This window comes from Xanthomonas sp. NCPPB 3761, assembly GCF_041475705.2.
In the GTDB taxonomy this organism is placed as follows: Bacteria; Pseudomonadota; Gammaproteobacteria; order Xanthomonadales; family Xanthomonadaceae; genus Xanthomonas; species Xanthomonas phaseoli.
In genome coordinates, this window is sequence record NZ_CM191262.1 from 4,000,311 (window position 1) to 4,018,080 (window position 17,770).

The 17,770-nt window shown below is 64.7% G+C and carries 16 protein-coding genes; 10 read left to right on the top strand and 6 right to left on the bottom strand.

The genetic code is table 11. The features are described 5' to 3' along the window. Positions 1 to 9: 9 nt before the first annotated feature. Positions 10 to 783, bottom strand: coding sequence for a CDP-diacylglycerol--serine O-phosphatidyltransferase (pssA, locus tag ACCQ00_RS17320; RefSeq protein ID WP_005913472.1), 774 nt, complete (start codon positions 781 to 783; stop codon positions 10 to 12). A gap of 131 nt (positions 784 to 914) precedes the next feature. Here pssA and ACCQ00_RS17325 point away from each other — a divergent pair, with 131 nt between their 5' ends. From ACCQ00_RS17325 to ACCQ00_RS17335, 3 genes are all read left to right on the top strand, one after another. After that, positions 915 to 1,316 carry a DUF4124 domain-containing protein gene (locus ACCQ00_RS17325; protein WP_007964196.1) on the top strand — a complete coding sequence of 134 codons (402 nt, stop codon included), beginning with the start codon at positions 915 to 917 and terminating at the stop codon, positions 1,314 to 1,316. Positions 1,317 to 1,716: 400 nt separating this feature from the next. Continuing rightward, a complete protein-coding gene (locus tag ACCQ00_RS17330; protein WP_039573143.1) occupies positions 1,717 to 3,411 on the top strand; it encodes a proline--tRNA ligase in 1,695 nt (564 codons plus the stop codon). Positions 3,412 to 3,554: 143 nt separating this feature from the next. Beyond that, positions 3,555 to 4,016 carry an H-NS histone family protein gene (locus ACCQ00_RS17335; protein ID WP_007970417.1) on the top strand — a complete coding sequence of 154 codons (462 nt, stop codon included), beginning with the start codon at positions 3,555 to 3,557 and terminating at the stop codon, positions 4,014 to 4,016. A 56-nt stretch (positions 4,017 to 4,072) separates the two neighbouring features. Here ACCQ00_RS17335 and ACCQ00_RS17340 read toward each other — a convergent pair whose 3' ends face one another. Then, a complete protein-coding gene (locus ACCQ00_RS17340; RefSeq protein WP_007962040.1) occupies positions 4,073 to 5,332 on the bottom strand; it encodes a threonine/serine exporter family protein in 1,260 nt (419 codons plus the stop codon). A gap of 168 nt (positions 5,333 to 5,500) precedes the next feature. Between ACCQ00_RS17340 and ACCQ00_RS17345 the strand changes: the two genes are divergently transcribed. The 4 genes from ACCQ00_RS17345 (at position 5,501) to ACCQ00_RS17360 (ending at position 9,105) form a co-directional block, all read left to right on the top strand. Continuing rightward, positions 5,501 to 6,613: an MlaE family ABC transporter permease gene (locus ACCQ00_RS17345; RefSeq protein WP_007962042.1), complete on the top strand. Its 1,113-nt coding sequence runs from the start codon at positions 5,501 to 5,503 to the stop codon at positions 6,611 to 6,613. A gap of 85 nt (positions 6,614 to 6,698) precedes the next feature. After that, the gene (locus ACCQ00_RS17350; protein ID WP_039583366.1) at positions 6,699 to 7,535 is read left to right on the top strand and encodes an ABC transporter ATP-binding protein; all 837 of its coding nucleotides are present in this window, start codon (positions 6,699 to 6,701) and stop codon (positions 7,533 to 7,535) included. 2 nt (positions 7,536 to 7,537) lie between these two features. Next, complete coding sequence (locus ACCQ00_RS17355; protein ID WP_039573137.1) at positions 7,538 to 8,464, top strand: MlaD family protein; 927 nt, start codon at positions 7,538 to 7,540, stop codon at positions 8,462 to 8,464. After that, positions 8,461 to 9,105, top strand: coding sequence for an ABC-type transport auxiliary lipoprotein family protein (locus ACCQ00_RS17360; RefSeq protein ID WP_039573134.1), 645 nt, complete (start codon positions 8,461 to 8,463; stop codon positions 9,103 to 9,105). Before ACCQ00_RS17355 ends, ACCQ00_RS17360 begins: the two co-directional genes overlap by 4 nt. A gap of 475 nt (positions 9,106 to 9,580) precedes the next feature. Here the strand turns inward: ACCQ00_RS17360 and ACCQ00_RS17365 are convergent, their stop codons facing one another. Beyond that, complete coding sequence (locus ACCQ00_RS17365) at positions 9,581 to 10,177, bottom strand: alpha-ketoglutarate-dependent dioxygenase AlkB family protein (RefSeq protein WP_372353993.1); 597 nt, start codon at positions 10,175 to 10,177, stop codon at positions 9,581 to 9,583. A 125-nt stretch (positions 10,178 to 10,302) separates the two neighbouring features. On the opposite strand from ACCQ00_RS17365, the gene ACCQ00_RS17370 reads away from it, so the two are divergent. Beyond that, positions 10,303 to 11,952, top strand: coding sequence for an electron transfer flavoprotein-ubiquinone oxidoreductase (locus tag ACCQ00_RS17370; RefSeq protein ID WP_039573131.1), 1,650 nt, complete (start codon positions 10,303 to 10,305; stop codon positions 11,950 to 11,952). Positions 11,953 to 11,982: 30 nt separating this feature from the next. Here the strand turns inward: ACCQ00_RS17370 and ACCQ00_RS17375 are convergent, their stop codons facing one another. Together ACCQ00_RS17375 and ACCQ00_RS17380 are read right to left on the bottom strand one after the other, a co-directional pair. After that, positions 11,983 to 12,615: a CoA transferase subunit B gene (locus ACCQ00_RS17375; RefSeq protein ID WP_039573129.1), complete on the bottom strand. Its 633-nt coding sequence runs from the start codon at positions 12,613 to 12,615 to the stop codon at positions 11,983 to 11,985. Then, complete coding sequence (locus tag ACCQ00_RS17380; RefSeq protein WP_017158865.1) at positions 12,615 to 13,346, bottom strand: CoA transferase subunit A; 732 nt, start codon at positions 13,344 to 13,346, stop codon at positions 12,615 to 12,617. Before ACCQ00_RS17380 ends, ACCQ00_RS17375 begins: the two co-directional genes overlap by 1 nt. Before the next feature lie 134 nt (positions 13,347 to 13,480). Here ACCQ00_RS17380 and ACCQ00_RS17385 point away from each other — a divergent pair, with 134 nt between their 5' ends. Together ACCQ00_RS17385 and ACCQ00_RS17390 are read left to right on the top strand one after the other, a co-directional pair. Continuing rightward, on the top strand, positions 13,481 to 14,827 hold the full coding sequence (locus ACCQ00_RS17385) for a phosphohexomutase domain-containing protein (RefSeq protein WP_039573127.1): 1,347 nt from the start codon (positions 13,481 to 13,483) through the stop codon (positions 14,825 to 14,827). A gap of 46 nt (positions 14,828 to 14,873) precedes the next feature. Continuing rightward, positions 14,874 to 16,277 carry a mannose-1-phosphate guanylyltransferase/mannose-6-phosphate isomerase gene (locus ACCQ00_RS17390; RefSeq protein ID WP_372353994.1) on the top strand — a complete coding sequence of 468 codons (1,404 nt, stop codon included), beginning with the start codon at positions 14,874 to 14,876 and terminating at the stop codon, positions 16,275 to 16,277. A 302-nt stretch (positions 16,278 to 16,579) separates the two neighbouring features. Here the strand turns inward: ACCQ00_RS17390 and ACCQ00_RS17395 are convergent, their stop codons facing one another. Then, positions 16,580 to 17,746, bottom strand: coding sequence for a nucleotide sugar dehydrogenase (locus ACCQ00_RS17395; RefSeq protein ID WP_017158251.1), 1,167 nt, complete (start codon positions 17,744 to 17,746; stop codon positions 16,580 to 16,582). Positions 17,747 to 17,770: the final 24 nt, after the last annotated feature.

Below are 17,770 nucleotides of genomic sequence, written 5' to 3' on the forward strand. Positions count from 1 at the left end.
AAAACCGGCTCATGGCAGCTCGGGCACGCGCCGCCAGCGTCGCCACAGCCACATCAACGGACCCGACAAGGCGTACAGCACGCCGATCACCAGCAACGAGCGCGCCAGATCGATCACCAACAGCGCAATCACCACCGTGGCGATCGCCAGCGCCAGGAACGGCACGCGGTCGGCACGCGGGCCGCGCGCGCCGCCCTTGAAGCTCCAGAAGCGGATTCGGCTGACCATCAGCAACGCCGACACCACCGTGACCGCCAGCGCCACATAGCGCAGCTGCTCGCCATCGAAGCCCAGGCTGTCGTCGGCGAAGGCCCAAACGAAGGACATCATCAATCCAGCCGCCGCCGGGCTGGCCAAGCCGATGAACCAGCGCTTGTCGACCACGCCGACCTGGGTGTTGAAGCGCGCCAGCCGCAGCGCCGCGCAGGCCGCATACAAAAAGGCAGCCGACCAACCGACCCGGCCCATCACGCTGCTGTCGTACTTCAGCGCCGACAGCGACCAGTGGTACATCACCAGCGCGGGCGCCATGCCGAAGCTGACCAGATCGGCCAGCGAGTCGTACTGCACACCGAATTCGCTGCTGGTATTGGTCAGACGCGCCACCCTGCCATCCAGCCCGTCCATCACCGCGGCCACGAACACCGCCATGGCGGCCTGGACGAACTGCCCATTGGCGGCGGCGATGATGGCGTAGAAACCGGAAAACAGCCCGGCAGTGGTGAACAGGTTCGGCAGCAGGTAAATCGTGCGCGAGCGTGGGGGCGGTCTCATCTCATCCATCCGCCAAGTGTAGGGCCTGAGGTCTGTCCGGCGGTAGCGCGCCTGCTGGTTCAGCACCTTGCGCGCCCATCACTTGCCAGCGCCCGCTGCGGATGCTGCAATCGCAGCGGGAATCATCCAGGGGAAGCCACATGCAGCTGTCGTCCGGGCTTTGCGCCCTGTTGATGCTGGTCAGCGCCGCCGCCGGCGCGACCGATCTTTATAAGTGGAAGGACGCCAAGGGCGTGACCCACTACACCGAAACCCCTCCACCGACCGGCCAGCGCTATGAAGCGCGCCGAATCGACGCGCGCAACGGCACCGCCGCCATTGCTGCAGCAGAGACGGCAGCGCCCGAATCGGCCGACTGCCTCACCGCGCGCCGCAATCTGGAACTGCTCAGCGGCAAGGGAGAGGTCTCCATGGCGGCCGGCGCCGATGGCAAGCCTGGCGCCGTCCTGGACCAGGATGCCCGTGCGACCCAGAGGAACCTGGCCGACGCCGCCGTCAAGGCCTATTGCAAGCCGGCCGCCCCGGGCGGCCCGGCCACCTGAGCGGGATCGGGGCACTGCGCAGCGGCAGGCGCCTGCCGGCCTGCGGGATGACGTGCACGTAGCGTGTCATGCCGCCGGCCTCTGTCGCGCTCACCCGCTGATATGCCGGCAGTAGGCGCCTCGAACCGCTTGGAGTCGCGCCGGCTAGAAACGAGAGCCGACGACTCGCACGGCTGTCAAGCTGCCCTCAAGCTGCCCAGGTTGGCATCGGCCACTCGTCCAGCCCAAATTTCAGCGCATTCCCCTTCCCCTGGCGACGCATTCGCGACCGCGGGCCAGCCACCTGAGCGCCGCTGCCCAGCGGCCTACCTGGCCGGCGACACCCGGCAAGGCGCGCCTAGCGGTGACCGGCAGGGCGCGAGACTGGCAAACTAGCGGCTTTCCGCCCAAGCGAAGCCCGATGCGTCTTTCCCAGTTCCACCTGCACACCACCAAGGAAACCCCGGCCGACGCCGAGCTGGTCAGCCACCGTCTGATGCTGCGCGCGGGCATGATCCGCAAGCTGGCCTCCGGGCTGTATACCTGGTCGCCGCTGGGCCTGCGCGTGTTGCGCAAGGTCGAAGCCATCGTGCGCGAAGAGATGAACCGCGCCGGCGCAGTGGAAGTGCTGTTTCCCACCATCCAGCCGCGCGAGCTGTGGGACGCCACCGGGCGTTGGGAAAAGTTCGGCGGGCAGCTGCTCAAGATCAAGGACCGCAAGGAACAGGAGTTCTGCTACAGCCCCACCGCCGAAGAGGCCGCGGCCGAATTCGCGCGCCAGGAAATCAACAGCTACAAGCAGCTGCCGCTGAATTTCTATCAGATCCAGACCAAATTCCGCGATGAGATCCGCCCGCGCTTCGGGGTGATGCGTGCGCGCGAGTTCCTGATGAAGGACGCGTACTCGTTCCATCTCACCGACGAGGACATGGCACGCGAATACGACAACATGCGTGCCGCCTACACGCGCATCTTCACCCGACTGGGACTGGATTTCCGCGCCGTGCAGGCCGATTCGGGCGCCATCGGCGGGGACGCATCGCAGGAATTCCACGTCATCGCCGACTCCGGCGAAGACTCGCTGGCGTTCTCCACTGGCTCCGATTACGCAGCCAACGTGGAAACCGCCAGTGCGGCACCGCCGGCCCCACGCGCCGCGGCCAGCGAGGCGATGCAGCAGGTGGCAACGCCCACCCAGAAGACGTGCGAAGACGTGGCCCAGTTGCTCGGCATCGCGCTGCAGCGCACCGTCAAGTCGGTGGCGGTGATGACCCAGGCCGGCTTCGTGCTGGTACTGGTGCGTGGCGATCACGCGGTCAACGAGATCAAGCTGGCCAAGGTGCCCGGGCTGGCCGATTACCGCCTTGCCAACGAAAGCGAGATCCGCGACCACCTCGGCTGCGAGCCGGGCTTCCTGGGCCCGGTCGACACCGCGCGCCCGGTACGCGTGGTAGCCGACCGCGATGTCGCCGCCCTGGCCGATTTCGTGGTCGGCGCGAACGTGTCCGGCGCGCACCTGGTCGGCGTCAACTGGGGCCGCGATCTGCCCGAACCGCAGACCGTGGCCGATGTGCGCAACGTGGTCGAAGGCGAACGCGCGGCCGATGGCGGCGAACTGCGCCTGGCTCGCGGCATCGAGGTGGGCCATGTGTTCCAGCTTGGCAGCCAGTATGCGCAGGCGCTGCAAGCCACGGTCATCGACGAAGGCGGCAAGGCGGCGGTGATGAAGATGGGCTGCTACGGCATCGGCATTTCGCGCATCGTGGCCGCGGCGATCGAACAGAACCATGACGATGCCGGCATCATCTGGCCCGCGCCGATGGCGCCGTGGCAGGTGGTGGTCTGCGTGATCAATCCCAAGCAGGACCCGCAGGTGCTCGCCGCCGCCCAGGCCTTGCTGGACGAATTGCTTGCCGCCGGCCTGGATGCCGCCCTGGACGACCGCGGACTGCGCCCGGGCGCGATGTTCGCCGATATGGAACTGCTGGGCATTCCGCATCGGGTGGTGGTCTCGGAACGTGGATTGGCGGCTGGCACTTTTGAATATCGCGCCCGTACCGCCGATGCAGCGGAAAGCCTGGATAAAGCCGGGTTATTCTCCCGCCTGGGGCATTGATCAAACCCCGGGTATCGGCTTCAAATGGATGAACACAAAGCGCCGAATTATTTCGGCGCATTTGTCACACCGGTTTTCTCACTTTATGATGGCCACCGCTGCCATGGACCGGCATTCTTTTTCTCTCATCTTTTGGAGCAGTGATGTCGATCGATCTTAGTGGCCTGTCGGCCAAGCAGTTGAGCGCCCTGATCAAAAATGCAAAGAAGCAGCAGACCGTGGTTGCCAAGCGCGCGCCGATCGCCAAGGTCCGCACGCAGCTGGTCCGCGCTGCAAAAGCCCAGGGTTATTCCATCGAAGAATTGTTTGGCGCTTCTGCCAGTGCCGGCCCGGGCCGTCCGGCGGGTACCGGCAAGCCGGGTCCGCGTGCCGGCCGCAAGCTGGGCAAGGTGCCGCCGAAGTATCGCAACCCCGCCAACGCCCAGGAAACCTGGACCGGCCGTGGCAAGCAGCCGCGCTGGCTGGCCGAGTTGACCGCCGCCGGCAAGAAGGTGGAAGACTTCCTGATCAGCAAGGTCGGCGGCGCGAAAAAAGCAACCGCAAAGAAGGCCTCGCCGCGCAAGGCCGTCACCAAGCGCGCCGCCAAGAAGTCCAAGGCTGCCTGATTCGAACCAATAAGAGCGCCGGCCATGCCGGCGTTTTTATTGCAGGGTGTTTGCCCTTATAAATTCTTGCGGGCAGGAATGAGCAGATTGCCAAACAGCAATCCGGCCATCAATGCCATGACAATATTTGTCACTGCCAAGAGTGCGGCTTGTCCGACGCTGACATCCTGTTGCTGCACCAAGGTCAGAAAGCCACGCAAACTGACGCTCCCGGGAACCAGCATGATGATGCCGGGCAACCGGATCAGCGCACCGGGCTTGTGCACCACGCGCCCGAATAAATTTCCCGCGGCGGTCAATGCCATTGCCGAGGCGAATACACCGGCCGGGCCGCCCCAGGCATGTCCTGCATAACGCGCAATGACATAACCTGACATAGCCGCCGCCATGATCCATAAATAATCACGTCGATTGGCTTTGAACAGCACCGCAAACGCATAAGCGGCCACCACCAACGAGGCCCATTCCACCCAGCCGGCCTGTGGCCGCAACGCGGCCACCTGGGGTTGCAGGCCAACCAGCTGGGTCAGCGTCACCGCAATGACCGCACCCACGGTCAGCTTGAGCACCGTGGTGACCGCGCCGGCCAGACGCGCCGTGCCGGAGACCCAGTGCTGGCTGGCCAGCTCGTTGAACGCATTGGTCAATGACATGCCTGGCAGCAGCACCACCAGCGAGGCGATGATCACCGTATTGAGGTTCAAGGGCCCCAGCAGGGAGGCCACCAGCGCCGCCACCACCCCGGCCAGCAGGCCGGCCAGCGCCTCGCCGGCTTCCTTGCTGGCAGCGCGCTTGTCGGTGTACTGGGTGAGCAGGCCGATCGACATGCCGATCGCCCCGGCCGTGGCGATATCCAGCCATGGCAGCTTCCACAGCCCGGCCACGCCGGCGGCGGCCAGCCCGAACGCCAGCACCTGCAGGGTCTTGCCGCGCCGGTCCACCTCGCGGTCCAGCCGGCGCAAGGCGGTGTGTCCTTGCGCGATGCTCATGCGGCCGTTGGCCACGCTGTCGGCCACATAGTCGGCCACGCTGAGCTTGTACAGATCGTTCTCGCCCGGGGCCAGGCGGATCACCCGCGTGATATCGCTGGAGCCGATCGCCTTGGTCGGGTCGCTGAAGCTCAGGATGATGCCGGTGGGGTTGGACCAGGGCTCGCAGTCCAGGCCCAGCTTCTGCGACAACCCCACCACCGCTGCTTCCAGCCGTTGCGCGGTGGTGCCATAGGAATGCAGGCGCCCGGCGATTTCGGACACGAAGGCGACGCGCTGGGCGTAGGTGGCGCTGGCGGACGGGAGGACAACGGTGGCAGCGGACATGCGTGGCGGGTCGGATCGGAGAAACGCCGTGTCCGGCGAGGCCGCCAGTGTATGCCGCAGCGCGCGTGGCCGGCGCCCTGATTGACGGCCATCGGCACACCGCTGCGGTTGCGTCCCCATCCGTCGCTCACATTGGCCCTGTATGCTGGCGCCACGGACAGGCCACCCATGATCAAACCGCAACCTCCACGCATCGAACAAGACTCGCAGGATCAGGCACAGGTCCGCCTCGCTGGCAGTTGGGTCCTGGCGACCGCCCTGCCCCAGGCAGAATTGCTGCAGGCCGTACCCGAGGGGGTGCGCCGCATCGACGCGCGCGGCATCCAGCAGCTGGATTCGGCCGGCGTACTGCAGCTGCTGCGCTTTGCCGGCCGCATGGGCCTGAAGGAAGACGCGATCGATTTTCGCGATGAGCACCAGGCACTGGTGTGCACCATCGAGGAACTCAACGACGAGCGCCCCAAGCCCAAACGCGATTACGGCTTCGTCGCCGCGCTCGACCGCCTGGGTCGGGCCACCCACCGCGTCGGCCAGGACATCCTGGAGTTGAACAGTTTTCTGGGCGAAAACCTGGTCAAGATCATGCGGCTGATCCACGAGCCGCGGCGCTTCCGGCTGACCTCCACCGTGCATCACATGGAGCAGGTGGGCCTGGACGCGGTGCCGCTGGTGGTACTGCTGTCGTATCTGGTGGGCGCGGTGATCGCCTTCCTGGGCTCGACCATCCTGCGCGACTTCGGTGCGGAAATTTATGTGGTGGAGTTGGTGTCCATCGCCTTCCTGCGCGAATTCGCGGTGCTGCTGACGGCAATTGTGCTGGCAGGCCGCACCGCCAGCGCCTTCACCGCGCAGATCGGTGCGATGAAATCGCGCGAGGAAGTGGACGCGATCCGCACCCTGGGCCTGGACCCGATCGACCTGCTGGTGATCCCGCGCCTGCTCGCGCTGGTCTTCACCCTGCCGCTGCTGACCTTCATCGCGATGATCGCCGGCCTGGCCGGTGGCGTCACCGTGGGCGCATTCGACCTGGATATTCCACCGCAGATGTATCTGGCGCGCATGCACGACACCATCCAGTTGCGGCATTTCCTGGTCGGGCTCTCGAAGGCGCCGCTGTTTGCGCTGGTGATCGGCCTGATCGGCTGCCTGGAAGGGCTGAAGGTCAGCGGCACCGCGCAATCGGTGGGCGAACGTACCACCTCCTCGGTGGTGCAGACGATTTCCCTGGTCATCATCCTCGACGCGATTGCGGCGTTGTGGTTCATGAAGATGGGGTGGTGATGGAGCCGGGATTCGACATTCGGGATTCGGGATTCGTGCAAGGCACAAGCGCCGCTGGCAGCCTGACATTTCGGAGAGCTGTGCCGTGACCAATCCCGAATCCCAAGTTCCCAATCCCGTCCCAGAGGCCGACGACGACCAGCTGGCGATTTCCGTGCGCGGACTCACCAACCGTTTCGGTAGCCAGACGGTGCACGAAGACCTGGATCTGGATGTGCGTCGCGGCGAGATCCTCGGCGTGGTCGGCGGCTCGGGCACCGGCAAGTCGGTGCTGATGCGCAGCATCCTGGGCCTGCGCGAACCCGACGCCGGCAGCATCCAGGTGCTGGGCGCGGACGCGCGCTCGGGCCGGTTCGCCGACCGCCAGCACATCACCCGTAATACCGGCGTGCTGTTCCAGGACGGGGCGCTGTTTTCGTCGATGAGCGTGGGCGAAAACGTGCAGGTGCCACTGAAGGAACACCATGGCGAGTTTCCCGAGCGCTGGTATTTCGAACTGGCGCTGCTGAAGATCAAGCTGGCCGGCCTGCCTGCCGATGCGCTGGACAAGCTGCCCTCGCAATTGTCCGGCGGTATGCGCAAGCGTGCCGGCCTGGCACGTGCGCTGGCGCTGGATCCACCGTTGCTGTTCCTGGACGAACCCACCGCCGGGCTGGACCCGATCGGCGCGGCCGCCTTCGACCGCCTGATCCGCACCCTGCAGCAGGCGTTGGGCCTGACCGTGTTCCTGATCACCCATGACCTGGATACGCTGTACGCCATCTGCGACCGCATCGCGGTGCTGGCCGATCGCAAGGTGATCGCCAACGCGCCGCTGGCCGAGGTCGAGCAGATCGATCACCCCTGGATCCAGGACTATTTCCACGGTCCGCGCGCCCGCGCCGCGCGCGCGGCCAAGACCGACTCCACCGAGACCGCCTGAGCATGGAAACCAAAGCCAATTACGTCCTGATCGGCGCCTTCACCATCGTGGCCGGCCTGGCCCTGCTGCTGTTCGGGCTGTGGGCCGCCAAGTACTCCTCCGACCGCACCTGGCAGCAATACCGGGTGGTGTTCCGCGAGGCGGTGACCGGCCTGTCGGTGGGCAGCCCGGTGCAATACAACGGCATCGCGGTCGGCTCGATCACCGAGCTGACCCTGGCGCCGAACGACCCGCGGCAGGTGGTTGCGCATGTGCGAGTCAATTCGACCACACCGATCAAGAGCGACACCCGCGCCAAGCTGGCCATTACCAGCCTCACCGGCCCATCGATCATCCAGCTCTCCGGCGGCACGCCCGAGGCGCCGTCGCTGACCACCATCGACAAGAGCGATGCGCCGATCATCCAGACCACGCCCTCGGCGCTGCAGAACATCACCGACACCGCCAATCGCATCGTCGAGCGCATGGACCAGATGCTCTCGGACAAGAACGTGGCCAGCATTTCGGCCACGCTGCAGAATCTGGAAAAGATCAGTGGCGGCATCGCCGATCGCGACGAGGGCATGCAGGCGCTGATCGTCAGCGCACGCGATGCCGCGCGCAATCTGGACACCACCCTGACCACCACCAACGGCACCATCAAACGGCTGGACCAGAACCTGGTGCAGCAGCTGCCCGGCATCCTGGAAAAGCTCGATGCCACCCTGGTCAAGCTGGATTCGGCGGCCGGCAATGCCGACAACATCCTTGGCGAGAACCGCGCGGCCATCAATAGTTTTGCCAACGATGGGCTGGGCCAGCTCGGCCCCACCCTGACCGAATTGCGTGGCCTGATCCGCGACCTGCGCCGGGTCAGCGACAAGCTGGACAACAACCCTGCGCGCTACCTGCTCGGCCGCGACGCACCCAAGGAGTTCGAACCGAAATGACTGCCATGCGCCTGTTGCGTCCCCTGTTGTGCGTGTCGTTGCTGGCGCTGGGCGGCTGCTCGGTCCTGGCCGGCGGCGACAAGAAACCGGCCACCATCTACGCCCCCACCGTACGCGTGACGCCCAATCCCACCTGGCCGCAGGTGACCTGGCAGCTGGTGGTGGCCAAGCCCAGCGCCGCACGCGTCATCGACAGCCCGCGCATCAATGTGCGCCCGACCCCTGGCGAACTGCAGGTCTACCACGGCGCGGGTTGGGCACAGCCGGCCACCGACATGCTGGAAGACAGCGTGGTGCGTGCGTTCGAGGACTCCGGCAAGATCGCCGCGGTAGCCCATATCGGTACCGGCATCCGCTCCGATTACAAACTGGCGATCGACCTGCGCCGCTTCGAATCCGATTACGCCGGCCAGTCGCTGCCCTCGGCCACGATCGAACTCAACGCCAAGCTGCTGCACTCGGCCGACCAACGCGTGGTCGCCTCGCGCACCTTCCTGGTCGCACGGCCCTCCAACGGCACCGAAATCGCCGCCGTCGCGGTCGCTTTCGAGCAGGCACTGACCCAGGTGACCACCGAGCTGGTCGGCTGGACGCTGACCACCGGGCAGCAGGACAGCGCGGCGCTGCCGCGTTCACCTTAAGCCGACGCGTCTCCCTTTAGCCGGAACGTATCTCACCCGGCATCAGACCCAGCACTCTGCAATCGACGGGATCCGCCGGCCTCCCTTCTCCCGCACGCGGGAGAAGGTGGCGCGCAGCGCCGGATGAGGGCAAACACCGTCTGCCGAGCATGCCGTAGCCCCATGCGTCTCCCTGCAGCCGGAACGTATCTCACCGGCATCAGATCCAGCACCCCGCAATCGACGGGATCCGCCGACCTCCCTTCTCCCGCACGCGGGAGAAGGTGGCGCGCAGCGCCGGATGAGGGGAAACACCGTCTGCCGAGCATGCCGTAATCCCATCCGTCTCCCTGCAGCCGGAACGTATCTCACGGCATCAGATCCAGCACTCTGCAATCGACGGGATCCGCCGACCTCCCTTCTCCCGCACGCGGGAGAAGGTGGCGCGTAGCGCCGGATGAGGGCAAACACCGTCCCTCGGCAAGCTTGCCCAGCCTCAACCTACCCCAGCCGACGCAATGTGCCGAAAGGTCAGATTGATCCGTTCCCCCACCGGCCGCGCCGTGCGTGGCAGGGCATGCTTGTAGTAGCGCTGGGTATCGCCGCTCATTACGAGCAAATCGCCGTGCCCCAATTCCAGCGTCTGCTTCAGCGCCGCATCGTCGCGATGCTTGAACGCAAAGCGCCGCGTGGCACCCAGGCTCACCGAGGCAATCAACGGCTGCGCGCCCAGCTCAGGCTCGTCGTCGCTGTGCCAGCCCATCGCATCGCTGCCACTTCGGTAGCGATTGACCAGCACGCTGTTGAATGGGTGCCCGGTCTCGGCCTGCAGTCGCGCACGCGCCGGCTGCAATGCATCCAGCCACGGCTGTGGCGCGAACCGCGTGCCGGAATAGCGGTAGCTGGCATCCGCATCGCCGATCCAGCTGCTCAGGCGTGGCGAATCCACCACCCGCCCGAACATGCGGATGCGGTGCACTTCCCACCGCACCTGCGCCAGCAGGGTCTGCAGCAGTGCATCGGCCTGCGCCGCGTCCAGCCATCCTCGCTGCCAGCGGATCTGCGCCCCCGGCAATGCCACCTCGATCTTCATCGGCCAGACGCTAGCACGCGTGCCCGCACCACACCGTCGGCAGCGGATGAATCGCGCCGATTTGCCGCCGTCACATGCAATCCCGGAAAATGCGCAACAGCCATCGAGCCAACGGGAGCGGAGCAATGTCGGAAGCGGGAGTGGGCGCACACGCGTCAGAGGCGGTCGAGCGTGACGTCATGGAATACGACGTCGTCACCGTCGGTGCCGGTCCGGCCGGGCTGTCGTTTGCGATCCGGCTCAAGCAGCTCGATCCGAACATCAGCGTCTGCGTGATCGAAAAATCGAGCACCATCGGCGCGCATATCCTGTCCGGCGCGGTGATCGAGCCCGGCCCGCTGGATGCCTTGCTGCCTGGCTGGCGCGACAATCCGCCGCCGATCTGCGTGGCGGCCACCGACGACGAATTCTGGTTCCTCGACAAGGACCGCGCACGCAAGTTCCCGGTGGTTCCGCCCGGCATGCGTAACCATGGCAATTTCATCGTCAGCCTGGGCGCGATGTGCGCCTGGCTGGCGCCGCAGGCCGAAGCGCTGGGCGTGGAAATCTACCCCGGCTTCGCCGCCGCCGAAACGCTGCACGACGACAGCGGCCAGGTGGTGGGCGTGCGCATTGGCGACATGGGCATTGCAAAAGACGGCACGCACAAGCCCGGCTACACCGCCGGCATCGACATCCGCGCCAAGGTCACCGTGCTTGCCGAGGGCGCGCGTGGTCACCTGACCAAGCGATTGTTGAAGCGCTTCGACCTCACCGCCGACAGCGACCCGCAAGGCTATTCGATCGGAATCAAGGAGCTGTGGCAGGTCCCGGAAGGCCGCGTCACGCCCGGCAAGATCGTGCACACCATCGGCTGGCCAGCCGACAACCGCACCTACGGCGGCAGCTTTGTGTATCACCTGGACAACAATCAGATTGCACTCGGTTATGTGAGCGGGCTGGACTACAGCGACCCGACCTACCAGCCGTGGGAAGCCTTCCAGCAATGGAAGAACCATCCCATGATCAAGCCGCTGCTGGAAGGTGGCAGCATTTTGTCCGCCGGTGCCCGCGCACTGGTCAGTGGCGGTTGGCAATCGCTGCCGAAGGTGGACATGCCCGGCGCCTTGCTCATTGGCGACACCGCCGGCCTGCTCAACGTGCCCAAGATCAAAGGCACCCACCAGGCCATTCGCAGCGGCATGCTGGCCGCCGAACACCTGGTGCAATCGCAGCTGGCGCCGCAGGGCTTCGATGCCAAATTGCGCGCATCCGAGGTCATGGCCGAGCTGAAGCAAGTCCGCAACATCAAACCTGGCTTCAAGAAGGGCCTGTGGTTCGGCCTGCTCAACGCGGCTTGGGAAACCGCGCTCAAGGGCGCCTCGCCGTGGACGCTGAAGAACAAGCCCGACTGGTCGGCGCTGCACAAGCTCGGCGAGTACGAACAACCCAAGCGCGACTACGTCACCCGCGACCTGGCCCCGCGCGATCGCCTGCAAGCTGTCTATTTCGCCGCCACCGAGCACGATGAAGACCAGCCGGTGCATCTGAAGGTGCTGGACACCGATGTGTGCGCCACCCGCTGTGTCACCGAATACGACAACCCCTGCACGCGCTTCTGCCCGGCCAACGTCTACGAAATGGTCGCAGACACCGCCAGCCCCTCCGGCAAGCGCCTGCAGATCAACGCGGCCAACTGCGTGCACTGCAAGACCTGCGACATCAAAGATCCGTACGAAATCATCACCTGGGTCACGCCGGAGGGTGGTTCGGGTCCGAACTACCAGAATCTCTAAATGCCAGGGGCCTGACAGGCCCCTGGTCGTTTATGCGGCAATGAATGCAACGCCGGTTTTGTTGCGCAGCTCATCCAACTCCACTCCCTCTGCCGCCTCCACCAGCACCAATCCATCTGCAGTGACATCGAACACCGCCAGATCGGTAATGATGCGGTCCACCACGCCGACGCCGGTCAGTGGCAGGTCGCATTCGCGCAAGATCTTGTGGCTTCCGTCCTTGGCGACGTGCTCCATCAACACCACCACACGCTTGACGCCGGCCACCAGATCCATTGCACCGCCCATGCCCTTGACCATCTTGCCTGGAACCATCCAGTTGGCCAGATCGCCACGGTCAGTGACCTGCATCGCGCCGAGAATCGCCAGGTCGATGTGGCCGCCACGGATCATCGCGAACGAATCGTGGCTCCCGAAATAGCTGGCACCGGCGCGGGCGGTCACGGTCTGCTTGCCTGCATTGATCAGGTCTGCATCCACTTCGTCTTCGGTCGGAAACGGGCCGATGCCAAGCAGGCCATTTTCCGACTGCAGCCACACATCCATACCGTCGGGGATGTGGTTGGCGACGAGCGTCGGCAAGCCGATGCCCAGGTTGACGTAGGCGCCATCGGTCAGTTCGCGTGCCGCGCGTGCGGCCATCTGGTCTCTGGTCCAGGCCATCACTGCTGTCCTTCGCGCACGGTGCGCTGTTCGATGCGTTTTTCCGGCGTGGCGTTGAGCACCAGGCGGTCCACGTAAATGCCGGGCAGATGCACCTGATCCGGATCGATAACGCCAAGCGCCACGATCTCCTCGACCTCGGCGATGCACACGCGTCCGGCCATGGCGCAGGCGGGATTGAAATTGCGCGCGGTCTTGCGAAATACCAGGTTGCCGGCGGTATCGGCGCGCCATGCCTTGACCAGCGCCACGTCGGCCTGCAACGCGGTTTCCAGCACGTAATGCTTGCCGTCGAATTCGCGCGTTTCCTTGCCCTCGGCCACGATCGTGCCGTAACCGGTGGCGGTGTAAAACGCTGGAATGCCGGCGCCACCGGCACGCAAACGCTCAGCCAGGGTGCCTTGGGGATTGAACTCCAGCTCGAGTTCGCCAGCCAGGTATTGGCGTTCGAATTCCTTGTTTTCGCCCACATAGGACGAAATCATCTTGCGGATCTGCCGGGTGGCCAATAATTGACCAAGCCCGAATCCGTCGACGCCGGCGTTGTTCGAGATCACGGTCAACCCTCCGATCCCGCTGTCGCGCACGGCTGCAATCAATGCCTCCGGGATTCCACACAACCCAAAGCCGCCCACCGCCAGGGTCTGACCATTGGCCAGTACCCCGTCCAGTGCTGCCTTGGCATCGGCATAGCGTTTGCCGCTTGCCGCACCGCGTCCGTCACTGCGCATCACCGCCCTCACCTCGCTGATGTGAAGCGCCCATTCTATCCGCTGACTGTTCCCTGTCCCCGGTCGCAATTCCGCCACACCCAAGACACGGCGCAGCCGCTAAACTCGTGCGTCCCCCACTTCAGGATTTGCCCATGACGCTAACCGCCTTCAAGGCCTACGACATTCGCGGCCGTGTGCCGGATGAACTCAACGAGGACTTGGCCCGCCGCATCGGCGTGGCGCTGGCGGCGCAACTGGATCAAGGGCCGGTGGTCCTGGGCCACGACGTGCGCCTGGCCAGTCCGGCGCTGCAGGAAGCGCTGTCGGCCGGCCTGCGCGCCAGTGGCAGTGAAGTGATCGACATCGGCCTGTGCGGCACCGAGGAAGTCTATTTCCAGACCGATTACCTCAAGGCCGCCGGCGGCGTAATGGTGACCGCCAGTCACAACCCGATGGACTACAACGGGATGAAGCTGGTCCGCGAGCAAGCGCGACCCATCAGCTCGGATACCGGCCTGTTCGCCATCCGCGACACGGTCGCGGCCGATACCGCCGCGCCCGGCGAGCCCACCGCCAATGAGCAGAGCCGCACCGACAAGACCGCGTACCTGGAGCACCTGCTCAGCTACGTGGACCGCAGCACGCTCAAACCGCTCAAGCTGGTGGTCAACGCGGGCAATGGCGGCGCCGGTCTGATCGTCGATCTGCTTGCGCCGCACCTGCCGTTCGAGTTCGTGCGCGTATTCCATGAGCCCGATGGCAATTTCCCCAACGGCATCCCCAACCCGCTGCTGCCGGAAAACCGCGACGCTACCGCCAAGGCAGTCAAGGACAGCGGCGCCGATTTCGGCATCGCGTGGGACGGCGACTTCGATCGGTGTTTCTTCTTCGATCACACCGGACGCTTCATCGAAGGCTATTACCTGGTCGGACTGCTCGCGCAAGCCATCCTTGCCAAGCAGCCGGGCGGCAAGGTCGTGCACGACCCGCGCCTGACCTGGAACACGGTCGAGCAGGTCGAAGAAGCCGGCGGCATTCCGGTGCTGTGCAAGAGCGGCCACGCCTTCATCAAGGAAAAGATGCGCAGCGAAAATGCCGTCTACGGCGGCGAGATGAGCGCACACCACTATTTCCGCGAGTTCGCCTACGCAGACTCCGGCATGATTCCGTGGCTGCTGATCGCCGAGCTGGTGTCACAGTCGGGCCGTTCGCTGGCCGATCTGGTCGAAGCGCGCATGCAGAAATTCCCGTGCAGCGGCGAGATCAACTTCAAGGTGGCCGATGCCAAGGCCTCGGTTGCCCGCGTGATGGAGCACTACGCCGCGTTGTCGCCGAAGCTGGATTACACCGACGGCATCAGCGCCGATTTTGGCCAATGGCGTTTCAACCTGCGGAGCTCCAACACCGAGCCGCTGCTGCGCCTGAACGTGGAAACGCGCGGCGATGCCGCACTGCTGGAAACGCGTACGCAGGAAATTTCCGCCTTGCTGCGCGGCTGATCTACCATTCTCCCCCACCTTTGACTCACTGGAGTTTCCCCCGCCCATGAGCGACGTCCTACCCATTATCTTGTCCGGCGGCTCCGGCACGCGCCTGTGGCCGCTGTCGCGCGAGTCCTATCCCAAGCAGTTCCTGCCGCTGGTCGGCGACAAGAGCATGCTGCAGTCCACCTGGCTGCGCGCGGCTCCCGTCGCAGGCCACGCCCCCATCGTGGTCGCCAATGAAGAACACCGCTTCATGGCTGCCGAGCAGCTGCAGCAGTTGGGCGTGAAGCCTTCGGCCATCCTGCTGGAGCCCAAGGGACGCAACACAGCGCCGGCAATTGCCGTTGCAGCGCTTGAAGCAACCCGCGATGGCGCCGACCCGCTATTGCTGGTGCTGCCTTCCGATCACGTCATTCAGAACGAGGCTGCATTCCAGGCGGCAGTGAACTTGGCAGCGGCTGCTGCCGAGCAAGGCAAGCTGGTGACCTTCGGCATCAAGCCGACTGCGCCCGAAACCGGCTATGGCTATATCAAGGCCAGCGCCGGTACCGGTGCCAGCGCAGTCGAGCGCTTCGTCGAAAAGCCCGACCTCGCCACCGCACAAAGCTACCTGGCAAGCGGCGAGTACTACTGGAACAGCGGTATGTTCCTGTTCCGTGCGTCGCGTTATCTGGAAGAACTGCGCAAGTTCCATCCGGCCATCGCCGATGCGTGCCAGAAGGCGTGGGAAAACGGCAAGCGCGATGCCGATTTCACCCGTCTGGACAAGGACGCCTTCGCTGCCAGCCCGTCGGATTCGATCGACTATGCAGTGATGGAAAAGACCGCCGATGCGGTCGTGGTGCCGCTGGATGCGGGTTGGAACGACGTTGGTTCGTGGTCCTCGCTGCTGGATGTTTCCAACCAGGATGCGCAAGGCAACGCGCACCATGGCGACGTGATCCAGCTCGATTGCCAGAACACTTACGCGTACGGCTCGCGCCTGATCGCCATGGTGGGGCTTGAGGATGTGGTGGTCGTCGAAACGCCGGACGCCGTGCTGGTCGGTCACCGCGACCGCATTCAGGAGGTCAAGGACGTCGTCAGCCAGATCAAGACCGCTGGCCGTTCCGAGGCCACCTGGCATCGCAAGGTCTACCGTCCATGGGGCGCTTACGATTCCATCGACATGGGCCAGCGCCACCAGGTCAAGCGCATCACCGTCAAACCGGGTGCGGTGCTGAGCCTGCAGATGCATCACCACCGCGCCGAACACTGGATCGTGGTCAGCGGCACGGCCGAAGTGACGCGTGGCGAAGAAGTGCTGCTGCTGACCGAAAACCAGAGCACCTACATCCCGCTTGGCGTGACCCATCGCCTGCGCAATCCGGGCAAGCTGCCGCTGGAGCTGATCGAGGTGCAGTCCGGCAGCTATCTGGGCGAAGACGATATCGTGCGCTTCGAAGACACCTACGGGCGCGCTTAATCGCACGTCTCAACGTAGAAGGCAAGATCGACGGCGGCCCATGGCCGCCGTCTTGCGTTATCCGCCACTCACTTTCGATTGAGACACGCTACGCGTTGGCAGATCAAAGGTCGCATGCTTGCGCGAACGGCATTGCACTCCAATGCATGCGGGCGACGCAGTTGCATCGCCCGCACTCGGATACCGTTTTGGAAAGCCAAGCGGGGCCGCCTGCGAGGCGACGACAGCGCCGCATCGCGTGAACCTCATGGACGCCTAGACGAGTAGCATTGCCACCGGCCAGAACCCGGCGCCGGCCGGGCTCAGTTATCGCCAAACAGGTCGCGCGTATACACCTTTTCCTGCACGTCCTGCAGCGCGTCGGCCATACGGTTGCTGATGATGACATCGGCCTCGCGCTTGAAGGCCTCCAGGTCGTTGACCACGCGCGAGCGGAAGAACTCCGGATCGCTCAACGTCGGCTCGTACACGATGACGTCCACGCCCTTGGCCTTGAGGCGCTTCATCACTCCCTGGATGCTGGACGAACGGAAATTGTCCGACCCGGCCTTCATGATCAGCCGATAGATGCCAACCACCTTGGGATTGCGCCGCAGCACGTCGGCGGCAATGAAGTCCTTGCGGGTGGTATTGGAATCGACGATCGCCCGGATGATGGTCTGCGGCACGCTCTGGTAGTTGGCCAGCAACTGCTTGGTGTCCTTGGGCAGGCAGTAACCGCCGTAGCCGAAGGAAGGGTTGTTGTAATGGCTGCCGATACGTGGATCCAGGCAGATGCCCTCGATGATCTGGCGGCTATCCAGCCCATGGGTGAGCGCGTAGGTGTCCAGTTCGTTGAAGTAGGACACCCGCATCGCCAGGTAGGTATTGGCGAACAGCTTGATCGCCTCGGCCTCGGTCGGCTCGGTGAACAGCACCGGCACGTCGGGCTTGAGCGCGCCTTCCTGCAACAGCCGCGCGAAGGTCTCCGCACGCGCTGAGCGCTCGCCGACAATGATCCGGGACGGGTACAGGTTGTCGTACAACGCGCGGCCTTCGCGCAGGAATTCGGGCGAGAAGATGATGTTGTCGGTACCGAACTGTGCACGCAGCTTGGCGACGTAGCCGACCGGAATGGTCGACTTGATCACCATCGTCGCCTGCGGGTTGATCTCCAGCACCTTGGCGATCACGACCTCGATCGACTTGGTGTTGAAATAGTTGGTGTCCGGATCGTAGTCGGTGGGTGTGGCGATGATCACGAATTCGGCGCCGGCAAACGCCTCGTTGGCGTCGAGGGTGGCCTTGAAGTTCAAACCACCCTCGGCCAGCGCAGCCTCCAGTTCCTTGTCGACGATCGGCGAGCGGCCTTCGTTGAGCAGCTTGACCTTGGACTCGACGATGTCCAGCGCCACCACTTCATGGTGCTTGGCGAGCAACACGCCATTGGACAGACCGACATAGCCGGTACCCGCGACAGCGATCTTCATTGGAATTCCTTGCGACTTTGGATG

What these genes read in the sequence shown, in the direction of transcription:
- pssA (WP_005913472.1), bottom strand. Translation starts at nt 783, where the DNA reads ATGGATGAGATGAGACCGCCCCCACGCTCGCGCACGATTTACCTGCTG.
- ACCQ00_RS17325 (WP_007964196.1), top strand. Translation starts at nt 915, where the DNA reads ATGCAGCTGTCGTCCGGGCTTTGCGCCCTGTTGATGCTGGTCAGCGCC.
- ACCQ00_RS17330 (WP_039573143.1), top strand. Translation starts at nt 1,717, where the DNA reads ATGCGTCTTTCCCAGTTCCACCTGCACACCACCAAGGAAACCCCGGCC.
- ACCQ00_RS17335 (WP_007970417.1), top strand. Translation starts at nt 3,555, where the DNA reads ATGTCGATCGATCTTAGTGGCCTGTCGGCCAAGCAGTTGAGCGCCCTG.
- ACCQ00_RS17340 (WP_007962040.1), bottom strand. Translation starts at nt 5,332, where the DNA reads ATGTCCGCTGCCACCGTTGTCCTCCCGTCCGCCAGCGCCACCTACGCC.
- ACCQ00_RS17345 (WP_007962042.1), top strand. Translation starts at nt 5,501, where the DNA reads ATGATCAAACCGCAACCTCCACGCATCGAACAAGACTCGCAGGATCAG.
- ACCQ00_RS17355 (WP_039573137.1), top strand. Translation starts at nt 7,538, where the DNA reads ATGGAAACCAAAGCCAATTACGTCCTGATCGGCGCCTTCACCATCGTG.
- ACCQ00_RS17360 (WP_039573134.1), top strand. Translation starts at nt 8,461, where the DNA reads ATGACTGCCATGCGCCTGTTGCGTCCCCTGTTGTGCGTGTCGTTGCTG.
- ACCQ00_RS17365 (WP_372353993.1), bottom strand. Translation starts at nt 10,177, where the DNA reads ATGAAGATCGAGGTGGCATTGCCGGGGGCGCAGATCCGCTGGCAGCGA.
- ACCQ00_RS17370 (WP_039573131.1), top strand. Translation starts at nt 10,303, where the DNA reads ATGTCGGAAGCGGGAGTGGGCGCACACGCGTCAGAGGCGGTCGAGCGT.
- ACCQ00_RS17375 (WP_039573129.1), bottom strand. Translation starts at nt 12,615, where the DNA reads ATGGCCTGGACCAGAGACCAGATGGCCGCACGCGCGGCACGCGAACTG.
- ACCQ00_RS17380 (WP_017158865.1), bottom strand. Translation starts at nt 13,346, where the DNA reads ATGCGCAGTGACGGACGCGGTGCGGCAAGCGGCAAACGCTATGCCGAT.
- ACCQ00_RS17385 (WP_039573127.1), top strand. Translation starts at nt 13,481, where the DNA reads ATGACGCTAACCGCCTTCAAGGCCTACGACATTCGCGGCCGTGTGCCG.
- ACCQ00_RS17390 (WP_372353994.1), top strand. Translation starts at nt 14,874, where the DNA reads ATGAGCGACGTCCTACCCATTATCTTGTCCGGCGGCTCCGGCACGCGC.
- ACCQ00_RS17395 (WP_017158251.1), bottom strand. Translation starts at nt 17,746, where the DNA reads ATGAAGATCGCTGTCGCGGGTACCGGCTATGTCGGTCTGTCCAATGGC.